Origin of the sequence: Tamaricihabitans halophyticus (assembly GCF_004340875.1) — a bacterium.
GTDB classification, from domain to species: domain Bacteria; phylum Actinomycetota; class Actinomycetes; order Mycobacteriales; family Pseudonocardiaceae; genus Tamaricihabitans; species Tamaricihabitans halophyticus.
Genome location: NZ_SLXQ01000009.1, coordinates 196,718 through 208,781 on the forward strand (window position 1 = coordinate 196,718; position 12,064 = coordinate 208,781).

Here is a 12,064-nt window from a genome sequence, read left to right on the forward strand (position 1 = left end):
CGCGCTCCTGTCTTGTGTCGCTAAGCGCCGTGCAGTGCGGAAGCGTCCGGGGCACACTGCTCACGCACTACGCGGCGAAGAATCTTGCCAATCGCCGACCTCGGCAGCGATTCAACGAAACTGACGCCGGTTACCTTTTTCACCGAACCGACGCGCTGTTTCGTCCATTCGATCAGTTCTTCCTCCGTTGCCGCACAGTCCGCGCGCAGTACCACCGCGGCATGCGGCGTCTCACCCCACTTCGGGTGTGGGACTCCGACCACGGCGGACTCCTGGACGGCGGGATGCTCGGCAAGCGCTCGCTCCAGCTCGATCGGCCAGATGTTGAAACCGCCGGAGATTATGGTGTCTTCCTTGCGGTCAGTGAGGTAGAGGAAACCGTCCTCGGCGAGGTAGCCCATATCCCTGGTGCGGTGCCAGCCATCTTCGGTGATCCGCTCCGCGGTGGCAGCCGGATTGCCCCAGATCTCGGACATCTGCCCTGGGGTCCGTCCTGCCACCTCACCGATCTCGCCAACCGGTAGCTGATTACCGGCATCGTCGAGAATCGCGATCTCCGAGTTCGGCGTGGGCCGCCCTGCCGAGCGCAACCACTTCCGTTGTTCCTCGGTGCCATCCACCACATGGTGAACCGGGGCCAGGATGGTTAACGGGAGCGCCTCACTCTGCCCGTAGATCTGGTACATGACGTTGCCCCACAACGCGATCGCCGCACGTAACGTCCCTTCCGAAGCCGGCGCCGTGCCATAAAGGACGGTGTGCAGACTGGACAGATCGCGCGTCGCCGCGTCCGGATGCTGGGTGATCATCTGGATCATCGTGGGTACCACGAGCACGATCGAGGCTCGCTCTCGCTCGATCAGTTCGAGGAAGTGCGCTGGTTCGAACGCGGGCATCACGATGGTTCCCGCACCGGCCGCGACCAGTGGCCAGATGAACAGCCCGGCCGCGTGACTCAACGGTGCGGGGACCAGGTACCTGTCCTGCTCGCCGAACCGCGTCACGATAAGAGCCATCTCGTTGCCCATATCCATCCAGCCACGCACCGTGTGCAGGATTCCCTTGGGCTTACCAGTAGTTCCCGCGGAAAACCGGATGATATGTGGATCATCTTCGCGCAGCGGAACCTGTGGGTCTACAGTAGATGCTCCAGCGAGCGCCTGGTAATAGTCCACCGTGCCCGCCGGCGCATCACCGACGACCAGCACCAACCGCAGCCCTGGAACATCGGAAAGCACCGGCTGCACAGCGGCGAAATGCTTGTCCTGCACGATAAGCGCAGCAGATCCGGTCAGCTCGAGAAGGTACTGGTGCTTGTCCGGAGTGTCGTGCGTGTACAGCGCGCAACGCACATAGTTGCCCAGCGCGAGACCAGCGATCTGCTCCAGACTCTCGAACGCGTTGTCACTCAGTACCGCGACCCGATCGCCCGGCGAGATCCCAGCATCGCGCAAGGTGTTGGTCAACCGGACGGCACGGTCGAACAACTCGCGATACGTCTGAGTTCGCTCACCACTGGCGAACGCGGTGTTCTCGCCATAGAGCCTTACTGCCTTACGCAGCAAAGTTGCCGGGTCCATTGCCGTGGCCCCCGCTCAGGGTCGTCCGCCATGCGGCACGTCAACCGTGGTGGTCTTCAGTACCGCCTTGTCGGTGTCGATGCCCTGCGCCGCGGCGAAGAAGTCCGGCACCGTGCACAGCAGCAGGGTCCGGTTATCAGGGCCGCCGAGTGCGCAGGCGTAGATCCCGTTGCCGGCCGGATCGGTGAGTTCCTCGACAATCTCGCCCTGCGGGGACAGTCGCACGATGCGCTTCTTCGCCCCGTCAGCAATCCAGATGTGGTCCTCGACATCGATCGCGCAGCCGTCCGGAAGCAGGTCCACGCCGGCCATCATCTCCGCGGTTGGACCAACCGGCGGTGGCGTGCCGAACTGCGCGAGCACCCTGCGCTCGGTGAGTTCACCGTTGTCGCCGAAGGTGAACGCGGTCATCCGGCCAGCAAAGGACTCGGCGACAACCAACGTGCTGTCGTCGTTGGTGATCACCATTCCGTTCGGGCACCACATGCCGTCGGCGACGACCGAGACGGTGCCGTCCGGGTCCACTCGGTACACCGAACCGGCACGCGGGTCCTCGCCCTGCGCGATGGCGAATCCGATCGTGCCGATATAGGCGCGGCCGTCCTTGTCCACCACCATGTCATTGATCTCGTAGTCGCAGACACCGGACAGGTCGGCGTGCACGCTCACCGCACCATTCGCCGCACGCTTGAGTAGCTTGCGGTCATGCATCGAAACGACAAGGAGCGAACCATCCGGCAGCCAGCCAAGGCCCGATGGGTTCCCTTCCACCTCCATGATCACCGTGCGGGTACCCGAGGAGTCGTAGGTGCACACCTTGCCCGCGTAGATATCGGAAACCCACCACAAGCCATCCCGCCAGCGGGCACCTTCGAAGTAGTGCCCGCCGCTGGCGAGGGTTTCAACCGTCCTAGTTGTCATCACTGCCGTTCCTTTCGTTGCCGTTACTACGGTGTGCCGAATTCCGAATAACATCTCTGCCGGATGGATCGACGATGCTGCCGTGCAGTTGGCGGTTATGTGCATGCCCCGCGTGATGCAGCCCGAAAGCGACGTCGATCGCGCTCCGCTGACCTTGAATATCCAGACCGCTGTTGATCGCCCGCTTGGCCAACCGGATACCAAAGGTTGGGCGGCGGGCGATCCGCTCAGCAAGGTCAAGCGTTGCCGCCGCCAACTCATCCGGCGGTACAACCTGATTGACCATGCCAATTTCCCTCGCGAGCTGAGCGCTGATCGGCTCACCGGTGAAGAGCATTTCTTTTGCTCGGCGGGCGCCGAGCTCCCAGAGATGGGTGAAGTACTCCGCGCCGTTCATATCGAATGCGCATACCGGGTCCACAAAGGAGGCATCGGAGCTGGCCACGATCAGATCACATGGCCATACCAGCATCAGCCCGCCGGCGATCACCCTGCCCTGTACCTGCGCGATCGTCGGCCGGGGAATATCCCGCCAGCGCAGACACAACCCGGTAAACAGTTCTTCTTCAGTAGCAAGCCAGGATTCGGCTCCTGGCGAGTCGAATCCACCGGACAGCGTGTGGGTATCCACGCCGTCCATCGACCAGTCCGAGTCAAGATCGTGCCCCGCGGAAAAGTCCGGTCCGTCCGCGGCGAGCACGATGACCCGGACGTCGGAATCCCGGAGTGCGCGCTGGTAAGCGTCATCGAGTTCGTGCAGCAGCGCGCGATCCTGCGCATTGCGCTTGTCCGGGCGGGCGAGCACGATCCTCGCCACCGCGGGCGCTGGCCGCTCGTACCTGATGCGCTCGTCGGTCACAGCCGGTACCCCTTCGCGATGATCTCCCGCTGCACCTCACTGGTCCCCGCGTACACTGTGGACACAATGTTGTTGCGCAGATAGCGCTCCATGTTGTACTCGGTGGTATAGCCAGCCGCACCCATCATCTGCATGCCTTCCAGCGTGATGCGTTTGGCCGTTTCGGTGACCTTCAGTTTCGCCATCGAAGCCAGGCTGGGAAGCTGACGTTCCGGGTCGGCGTCTACCCGGCCCGCCACGTCATAGACGAGCAGGCGACAGCACTCCAGCTCGGTCGCCAGATCCGCGATCCGGTGTTTCAACGCCTGAAACGATCCGACCGGCCTGCCGAACTGCTCCCGCTGCCGCACATAGTCCAATGTGTCGTCGAAGGCCCGACGGGCGTTGCCAAGGAACTGCGCCGCGCACGCCAACCGTTCGAAGTTCAGCCCGGCCATCAACTGTTTCCACGCCGCGCCGGCTACGCCGATGACATGGTCGGCCGGCACGAAGGCGTCCGTGAAGTACACCTCGTTGATCTCGCGCCCACCAAGTGTGTCGATGGGGCGGATATCGATTCCCGGCGTGTCGCACGGTACCTCGAGCATGGTGATGCCGTCGTGTTTCACGCCGGAGCTGTCCGTGCGGCACACCAGCAGAATCCGCTCCGCATAGTGCGCGCAGGAAATCCAGGTCTTCTGCCCGTTGATCCGGTAGCCACCGGATTCGGCATGGGCGCGGCAGGCCAGCGAGCCGACGTCCGACCCAGCGTCCGGTTCGGACATCGCAACCGAGGAAACCTCACCCCGGCAGACACTGCCGATGATCTCCCTTCGCTGCCGTTCGGAACCGAACCGCTCGGCCGCCTTGCCCACGATCATCGAGATGGCCAGGCCAAACACCGGAACCTGACCATAAGCGAGCTCTTCGAGCAGTACGCAGGCGTCCGTTACCGAGCCACCCCCGCCGCCGTACTCCTCGGGCAGCGCGACACCACACCACCCGAGCCTGCCCAGCTTCTCGCTGATCTCCTTGCTGTGCGCATGTTTTCCGTCGTCGGTCAGGGCACTCCACTGCTCCCGCGTACCGCATTCCCGCGCCACGAAATCGCGGATCGCCGCGGCGAAATCCTGGCGGTCATCGGCGTCAAGAGCCGTCATCGACATCGCGTTCCTTGTGTCCGCCGCTGGGGCATTACCTGGGACGAGTACTTGGTGTAGTTCGGTCAGCTGACGCTGTAGGCATGATCGATGGTGTAGAGCAACCCTGAGGTGAACGAGGACTCGGCGCTGACCAGATGCAGCGCCACCCTGGCCGCCTCATCCGGTTCGCCCCACCGCCCCTGCTTGGCAACGACATGCGCGTCGAGGTTCATCGCCACACCGTCGGTAAGAGTCTCCTCATGGAAATCGGCGCCCGCTGTCTTGATGAATCCCGGCACCAGCGCGTTCACCCGGATACCCGCCGGCCGCAGTTCGAGTGCCGCCGCGCGGGTAAGCGCCTCCACGCCGGCTTTGCTTGCGCTGTAGGCGCCAAGTCCGGCGATCGCTCGACTCGCGGCAACCGACGAGGTGTTCAGGATCGCCCCGCCACCGCGGGCTTTGATCGCCGGCGCCGCGTACTTGATACCGGCGAACACCCCGCCGAGATTCACGGCCACGGTGCGCTGCCAGGCTTCCTCGCTGAGCTCGGTCAGCGGCGCGCCTCGATCCACACCGGCGTTGTTCACCATGATGTCCAGCCCGCCGTAGGCCTCCTCGGCGAGCTCGACCGCGGCACGCACCTGCGTCGGTTCCCCGACGTCACAGCGCATGGCCGTTGCCGCCGACCCCAGCTCCGTTGCGGTGGCCGTGGCGCGTTTGGTCGAGATATCCGCGACCACGACCTTGGCCCCTGCCGCGACAAAGCAGTGTGCGATCGCCTTACCGATACCGCTTGCGGCACCTGTCACCACAGCGACCTTGCCGTTGAGCTGCTGCGTGTCCACGAACGGAACCTCCGAGAGACCTAGGCCACATCACCGAGACCAGTAAAGAGAACTTAAATCCATCCCGGGATGTATGTCAATGATTCGAACGAGGGACAGACACGATGAAGATCCGTCACGTTGCGCGGTGACACCTCATTGCCGTGGCACCTTTTGAAGGCACCCTGCTATTGGGGGGCACGTCGCGCCACCCCACGGCACGGCAATACCGGTCGGACCTGCCGCGTATCGAAACGGCAGGTCAGCGAAATGAAGACACCTAGGCGGGGGCTTCGAGCAGGGCGCACACCGCTTCATGCAGTACGCGCAGCTGACGCTGTTCCCGGTCCGGATTCGGGTACAACGCACTCTGCGACGCCATCCCACGCATCACATTGACGATGTGATCGCCAATCGCGCGCAACCGCTCGGGCGAGTGCTGCCCATCGTCGAGAGTCTCCATCATCAGCACGCGAATCCGGCGACCAATCTGTTGCTCCGCGGCGACCAGCCGGGTCTTGAGCTCAACATCGATTCGCGCCGCAACCCTCAACTCGGCAGCCGCGGTGAACACATCGTCCTGAAAGGACGCCCACAAGGCTTCGAGTACCGCGAAGAGACCGTCCTCGGCAGACTTCTCGAACGCGGCCAACGTTGACTGCATGAGGTTCTCGTGCAGATGCACCAGAGCCTCAGCGACCATCTCCGCCTTGTTCTTGAAATGGTACTTCTGCGCGCCGCGGGTAAAGCCGGACAACTCGGCGATCCGCGCCGAGGTCGCGCCCTGGTAGCCATAGGAGACGATCGCCTTGACCGTCGCATCCAACACCGCGGACCGGGACGCCGCCCGACGTTCCGCATTTGTTCGGCGCTGGGTGGATTGCACGGTCATTCCAACAAGCCTAGAGCATCCACCGGGGACACAACGGTCATCCCGCCGCCAGGTCTACCCCAACGGGCCACCCTCGATTGTCAACGCCACCACCACGATCAGCAGACCCAGCCCGGCATAGGTCAACGCGTCCACTGGTCGGCTGCGAATCGCCAGCAGCCAAACCCGATCGTCCGAAAGCGCCAACCGGATGACGGCGGCCACCAGCAACGCGATGCCCACCATGCCGGTGCCCTGGCGCCAGTAATAGAGCGCGATCTGCACCAGCCCGATCGCCACCAGGCCCACAACTACCAGGAACGGAGCGTACGGAGCGCTACCCCGTACCCCCCGCTCCCGCCACGACATGGTCACTCAACCTCGCTACGCCGAACTTCGTTCGGAGTGCTGCTCACTCCGCCAAGCTCCGTTCAGGAACAACGCTCACTCCGCCAAGCTCCGTTCAGGAACAATGCTCACTCCGCAAAGCTCCGTTCGGGAACAACGCTCACTCCGCAAAGCTCCGTTCGGGAACAACGCTCACTCCGCCAAGCTCCGTTCGGAAGCCTCAACGACATTGGCCAGCAGCATCGCCCGCGTCATCGGCCCCACCCCGCCAGGCATTGGCGCCAGGAACCCGGCAACTTCGCGCACATCCGGGTGCACATCGCCGACCAAGCCCTGCTCGGTTCGGGTGACCCCGACATCCAACACCGCCGCGCCCGGGCGCACGTCATCCGGCGTCACCAGTCCGGTCTTACCTGCGGCGGCGACCACGATATCGGCGCGCCGCAGCTCCTCGCGCAACTCCCGCGTCCCCGTGTGGCACAACGTCACCGTCGCGTTCTCACTCCGCCTCGTCAACAACAGACCCAGCGGCCGACCCACGGTGACGCCACGGCCAACCACCGCGACCCGCGCGCCCGACAGCGGAACCTCGTACCGGCGCAGCAACTCCACGATCCCGCGCGGTGTGCACGGCAACGGGCCAGGCTCCTGCAAAACCAACCGGCCAAGGCTCACCGGGTGCAACCCGTCGGCGTCCTTGGCCGGTGCGATCCGCTCGAGTACCGCGCCCGAATCGAGGTGATCCGGCAACGGCAACTGAACGATATAGCCCGTGCAGGCCGGATCGGCGTTCAGCTCGTCGATCACCCCGAACAGGTCGTCCTGAGAAATGTCGGCCGGTAGATCCCGGCGAATAGAAGTGATACCGACCTTTGCGCAATCCGCATGCTTACCCTTCACATACGAATGCGAGCCGGGGTCATCCCCGACCAGCACGGTGCCCAGCCCAGGCTGGATACCCCGCGCCACCAACGCCTCCACCCGAGCCCGCAGATCTTCGAAGATCACGTCGCGGGTCTGCTTGCCATCCAGGATCGTCGCCGTCACGCCGCAATTCTGGCAGAAACTGTCCAGCTGGCGCCCACCTGCCGAGAATCCGCAGCAAGCAGAGGTCGAGGCGGGTTTTCACGCGGCAGGAAGGCCAGCTGAACAGGGTGACCGTCACCGTTCGACTACCCACCGAATCACCCCGCTACGGCGGTTGTGCGAACCGGCCACCAGGACGCACCATGCTCTCGCGGGGTCCCCCACACGCTGGGGTAACCCATCGACCGAATGGCGGTGTCAGCTCACTCGGGCGGGACCACGTGTACACCGCGATAGCCGAGAGGGGAAGATGGCGGCGTGGCTCCGACGCAGCTGAATCCGACCGAGCAGGATGCACTGGTCAAGCAGATCGGCCTGACCTTGCTACGCGCCGCCCCGGCCGACTGGCAACAGCTGGTCACGCGCTACCGCGCGGTCGGCCGGTACCAGGAGATGACCGGCGAGATCACCATGACGGACGGCACCGTCCAGGAGTGGGAGGTCTCCCAGGATGTAGCCGGACTGTTCGCGCGACTACGCGCGGGCATGCACCGGGACGGGCGCGGCACCTGGTTCAACGCCCGTTACCAGCTAGACCGGCCATCCAGCTACAACCTGGACTACGACCGCGATGAACCGCAGTGGGCGGCGGAACCACCCGCCCAGGCCTACGCGGACGAGTTGCGCACGTTCCCGCGCACCGAGGAGAACGTGCCGGACTGGCTGATGCGCCGGCTCGCCGGGCTCACTCCCGAGCAGCCCGGCCCGCGCTTCCGAATTGCCCGGATCTTCGACGGAATGGGCGCCGACGGCCGTCCCGTGATCAATCGTGGCGAGCTGGACCAGGAAACCGCGCAAGCGGTGCTGCGTTATTTGGATTCCGCGCCGGTCGTGCTACCCGGCCGCGGGCACGATATCGACCGGCTGGCTCCGGATGCGCCGAACACCGTGCCGGTCGCCTTCCACAGCGACGGCACCTGGATCTGGCCGGCCGCGGTGAACTTCTATCTACGGGAATACGGCGTACCGCCCGAACCGGAACTGCTGCAACACATCAGCGCCGCGCAGTTCACCGTTCCCGAAGTGGCAGAGCAAGCGCAGGCGGCGGCAGCCAGCTACCTCACCCGCAATGCGCCTCCGGCCCAGGCTCCTGCTCCGGCCCAGAATCCGACACCGAGCCCGATGTCCCAGGAACCGCCGCCGCGTGCCGTCGACGAGCCTGGCGACCCCGACGAGCCCGCGCTCGGCTACGCCGATGAACCGGAGCCCACCGACGCACTGCGCGAACCAGCGCCACCAGCGGTCGAGGCGCCCGATCCAGTTCCCGAGCCCGCCGATATCGACCCGCACACCGTGGTCACGCCGGAGATGCCGCCGGAGGCCCCTGGCGTCGGCGTGCCGATGGTCGCCGCGCTGGCAAGTGGCTTTGACACGCACTCCGAGCAGGTGAACGGTTCGCATTCGGGCCAGCAAGAACACCCGGAGGACGACCCGCTGCTGCCACCCCGGCCCCCGGACGCTGAGCTACCGGAGGCCGAAGCGACCTCCGTGGTGCCGATCATCGACGCGCCGATCCCGGACGACGATGCCCCACTGGCAAGCCAGGAACTGGGCAACCAAGAACCGGGCAACCAAGAACTGGGCAACCAGGAGCTGGGCAACCAGGAGCCGCCGGAAGACGACGCCGAGGTCACCCGGATCGATGCGCCGCTGCCGGCGCTGGACGGACCCTCCTATCGAGACGAGCCCCAATATCGGGAGGAGCCCCAATATCGGGACGAACTCCAGTACCGGGACGAACTCCAATTCCGGGACGAGCCCCAGTTCGGCGAGCAAGCCCAGTTCGGCGAGCAGCCCGAAGCCGCGTCCTTCGAGCACGGGCCGCCCCCCGGGTTCGAAACCGGCCCCGCTTTCCAACCGGTGGACAAGTCCCAGCCAGCAGGTCCGGTTCAGCCAGCCGAGACGTTCCAGGCACCAGATCCGTTAGCGGCGCCGCCGGACACGGCGGCCAAGTTGACGCCGCAAGGCTCGCCGGCCGGCGAACCGGCGGATACCCGTGCCCCGCGCTCGCTCGGCGTGGACGAATGCCTTGAGCTGTTGCACGCGACGCTGACCGAACTGGACGTACCACAACAGGCATACCGGATCGGCGAAGCCGGCGAGCAGGCCTGGTGCCTTGAACGAACTGACAGCGGCTGGCGCGTCGGTTGGTACGCCCAGGAACTGGTCAATCCGGCGATGTTCGGGGATGTCCAGGATGCCGCCGCCTTCATGCTCGGCAAGTTGCTGCTGAACGTGTCACAGGCGGACGTGCCCCAGCCGGAGCAGGTTCCACACCAGGATCAGCCGGCCCCCGCGTTCCAGGCACCGGATCCGCCAGCGACACCAGTGCCGCCCGCGCCGGTTCCACCAGACGCAGTTCCACCGGGCCCGGTTCCGCCAGCGCCGTCGCAACCGACACCGGGAGCTGGTTTCACGCCTCCGCCGCCGGCACGGCCCGAGCCCGACGAGGTCCCGCTGTTCACGCATGCGGAGGAACCGCAGCCGCGCCAAGCGCCACCGGCACGACCGGAGCCATCGCCCGTTGCGGCCCAGCCGCCGGCGCAACCGGCACCCCAAGCTCCGGCACCCCAGGCTCCTACCCCTCAACCCCAGGGAATGGGCACCAGGGACCGGATTCGCACCGAGATTCCGCCGGAGATCTCGGCGGCCGCGCTGAACTCGGCAGGTGGTTTCGCGGCAGCGGAGGACTTCGCGGGCGCCACCAGTCAGGCACCAGCGGCCACCCGCACCACCGTGGACGAGCGGGAGGCCCAGCAACCGGCGGTCCCGAAGGCCGCCGCGCCGAGGACGGCGGCCGCCAGCAAGGCCGAGCCGCAGCAAAGCGAGCAGCGTGGTGGCGCGCAGGGCGGCTCCAGCCGCTGGCCGATTCAGCCGATGCCTGGCGAGCCGCCGCTGACCCTGTTCCGTGGCAAGCAGATGATCAATCTGCCGGCCGGCGCGGAGGTTGACCGGTTCGGCGAGCCGGACGGCAATCTGACCTATGCGGACGGGACTCCGTTCGAGCAGCGATCATTGGTACCGGAGTGGGTGAACCGGCGGTATCACGTCTATCGGCTCCGCCGGCCGATGCAGGTGCTCACGGGTACCGCGATCCCATGGTTCGAGCAACCGGGGGGCGGCACCGCGTATCTGCTTCCGCAGTCGGTCGACGAACTGATCGAGGACGGCGCGCTGGTGGAAATCGAACCTGGACCACCGCCGGTAAACAGCTACTAGCCGCGGCTACCCCACCCGCAAGCCGTGGGCAGCGGCGAACGATACGGCCATATCGATGTCGATTCGGGCGCCGGTCAGCACGGCCTGCCGCAAGGCGGTCGCGTCCAGCCGCGCGCCACGGAGGTCGGCGTCGTCCAACCGTGTAGCGGTCAACCGCGCCCCGGTCAGGTCGGTCTGGCGCAGATCCGCTTCCCGCAGGTCGGCCTCGACCAGGTTCGCTTCCCTGAGGCGCAGGCTGGACAGGTCGGCTTTACGCAGCTCGCATCGGCTGAGGCTGACCAGGGTGAGGTCGCAGTCGCGTACCGTCCACGGTCGCATCCGCCGGCCAGTGAACGTGGACCCGAGCAGGCTGCACCCTTCGAAGTGGCTGTTGCCGAGGACCGCGTAATCAAAGGTGCAGGACCGAAACGCGCTCGCGCGATGCCGGGATTCGCCAAGGTCCGCCTTGGTGAAATCGCAGTCTTGGAAGATGACCTGGTTGGTGTGCAGCCCGCGCAGGTCCGCGTCGGTGAAATCGCACTGCTCGAACTGCCAGTGTGCCCAGTGCTCGCCGGTGAATACCGCGTCCCGGTAAGACTCTCCGCGTACCGTCCGCACCTGGGGCTGTTCGTCGACGTCCTCGTTCACCCAACCAAGGCTACGCAGCGCACCGACAGATCAGAGCAGCCAACCCCCACCCCAAAAAACGCGATTAGCAGGCTAACCGTTGATTACTGAGCATTCGCAAGTAACGCGATCAGCCCGCGGAACGCGGTTTTGTGGATTACGGGACGACGACCACCGGGCGACGAGCCTGTCCGGCGAGCGCCTTGGGCACGGTGCCGAGCGAACCGCCGATATGCCGTGACCTGCCAACCACGATGCAGTCCGCCCACTGCTGCGCGGCGACGCTTTCCAGCCCGCTTGCCGGGTCGCCGCGATGGTGCACGAACTCCCATGGCACCGTGCAGTCGGCAAGCAGCTCGGCCGCCGTCTCGCGTAGCTCATCGACGAACGAGGTCGCCGCTTCGGTCGCGGTGATCATGCCCATCGGCGTCCAGTAGGCGGGGTTGGCCAGCGGCTCGATGTACACCAGGATCAGCTTGGCCCGCTCCCGCCGTGCCAACCCGGCCGCCCAGGCGCAGGCGTGTTCGGCGGCCGTGCTCCCATCCATCGCCACCACGATGCTGGACAGCCCGTCCTTGCCGATCTCGTATTCGGTCGGGTCGTCGTTCGCTCCCGGCATCCGTGCATGG

At 65.6% G+C, this 12,064-nt stretch carries 11 protein-coding genes; 1 reads left to right on the forward strand and 10 read right to left on the reverse strand.

Translation table 11 applies throughout. The features are described from left to right. Positions 1-20: 20 nt before the first annotated feature. The 8 genes from EV191_RS20080 to EV191_RS20115 form a co-directional block, all read right to left on the reverse strand. Positions 21-1,580 carry a class I adenylate-forming enzyme family protein gene (locus EV191_RS20080; RefSeq protein WP_132878660.1) on the reverse strand — a complete coding sequence of 520 codons (1,560 nt, stop codon included), beginning with the start codon at positions 1,578-1,580 and terminating at the stop codon, positions 21-23. A 15-nt stretch (positions 1,581-1,595) separates the two neighbouring features. After that, on the reverse strand, positions 1,596-2,501 hold the full coding sequence (locus tag EV191_RS20085; protein WP_132878661.1) for an SMP-30/gluconolactonase/LRE family protein: 906 nt from the start codon (positions 2,499-2,501) through the stop codon (positions 1,596-1,598). Further along, complete coding sequence (locus tag EV191_RS20090; protein WP_132878662.1) at positions 2,491-3,360, reverse strand: enoyl-CoA hydratase; 870 nt, start codon at positions 3,358-3,360, stop codon at positions 2,491-2,493. The genes EV191_RS20085 and EV191_RS20090 overlap by 11 nt, the downstream gene beginning before the upstream one ends. Beyond that, positions 3,357-4,499 carry an acyl-CoA dehydrogenase family protein gene (locus EV191_RS20095; protein ID WP_132878663.1) on the reverse strand — a complete coding sequence of 381 codons (1,143 nt, stop codon included), beginning with the start codon at positions 4,497-4,499 and terminating at the stop codon, positions 3,357-3,359. Before EV191_RS20095 ends, EV191_RS20090 begins: the two co-directional genes overlap by 4 nt. 65 nt (positions 4,500-4,564) lie before the next feature. Then, on the reverse strand, positions 4,565-5,326 hold the full coding sequence (locus EV191_RS20100; protein WP_132878664.1) for an SDR family NAD(P)-dependent oxidoreductase: 762 nt from the start codon (positions 5,324-5,326) through the stop codon (positions 4,565-4,567). A 259-nt stretch (positions 5,327-5,585) separates the two neighbouring features. After that, positions 5,586-6,197: a TetR/AcrR family transcriptional regulator gene (locus EV191_RS20105; protein WP_132878665.1), complete on the reverse strand. Its 612-nt coding sequence runs from the start codon at positions 6,195-6,197 to the stop codon at positions 5,586-5,588. 54 nt (positions 6,198-6,251) lie between these two features. After that, on the reverse strand, positions 6,252-6,545 hold the full coding sequence (locus EV191_RS20110) for a DUF3017 domain-containing protein (protein ID WP_132878726.1): 294 nt from the start codon (positions 6,543-6,545) through the stop codon (positions 6,252-6,254). A gap of 171 nt (positions 6,546-6,716) precedes the next feature. Continuing rightward, positions 6,717-7,571, reverse strand: coding sequence for a bifunctional methylenetetrahydrofolate dehydrogenase/methenyltetrahydrofolate cyclohydrolase (locus EV191_RS20115; RefSeq protein ID WP_132878666.1), 855 nt, complete (start codon positions 7,569-7,571; stop codon positions 6,717-6,719). A 297-nt stretch (positions 7,572-7,868) separates the two neighbouring features. Here EV191_RS20115 and EV191_RS20120 point away from each other — a divergent pair, with 297 nt between their 5' ends. Beyond that, on the forward strand, positions 7,869-10,829 hold the full coding sequence (locus EV191_RS20120; protein WP_165913020.1) for a TNT domain-containing protein: 2,961 nt from the start codon (positions 7,869-7,871) through the stop codon (positions 10,827-10,829). Positions 10,830-10,835: 6 nt separating this feature from the next. On the opposite strand, the gene EV191_RS20125 is transcribed toward EV191_RS20120, so the two are convergent. Next, positions 10,836-11,456, reverse strand: a complete 621-nt coding sequence (locus tag EV191_RS20125; protein WP_243659076.1) for a pentapeptide repeat-containing protein — start codon at positions 11,454-11,456, stop codon at positions 10,836-10,838. A gap of 136 nt (positions 11,457-11,592) precedes the next feature. Beyond that, a complete protein-coding gene (locus EV191_RS20130; protein ID WP_132878667.1) occupies positions 11,593-12,054 on the reverse strand; it encodes a universal stress protein in 462 nt (153 codons plus the stop codon). Positions 12,055-12,064 lie beyond the last annotated feature (10 nt).

Excerpts from the sequence above, each read along its gene's own strand:
- EV191_RS20130 (WP_132878667.1), bottom strand. The coding sequence starts at position 12,054 with ATGCCGGGAGCGAACGACGACCCGACCGAATACGAGATCGGCAAGGAC.
- EV191_RS20080 (WP_132878660.1), bottom strand. The coding sequence starts at position 1,580 with ATGGACCCGGCAACTTTGCTGCGTAAGGCAGTAAGGCTCTATGGCGAG.
- EV191_RS20110 (WP_132878726.1), bottom strand. The coding sequence starts at position 6,545 with ATGTCGTGGCGGGAGCGGGGGGTACGGGGTAGCGCTCCGTACGCTCCG.
- EV191_RS20105 (WP_132878665.1), bottom strand. The coding sequence starts at position 6,197 with ATGACCGTGCAATCCACCCAGCGCCGAACAAATGCGGAACGTCGGGCG.
- EV191_RS20095 (WP_132878663.1), bottom strand. The coding sequence starts at position 4,499 with ATGACGGCTCTTGACGCCGATGACCGCCAGGATTTCGCCGCGGCGATC.
- EV191_RS20085 (WP_132878661.1), bottom strand. The coding sequence starts at position 2,501 with ATGACAACTAGGACGGTTGAAACCCTCGCCAGCGGCGGGCACTACTTC.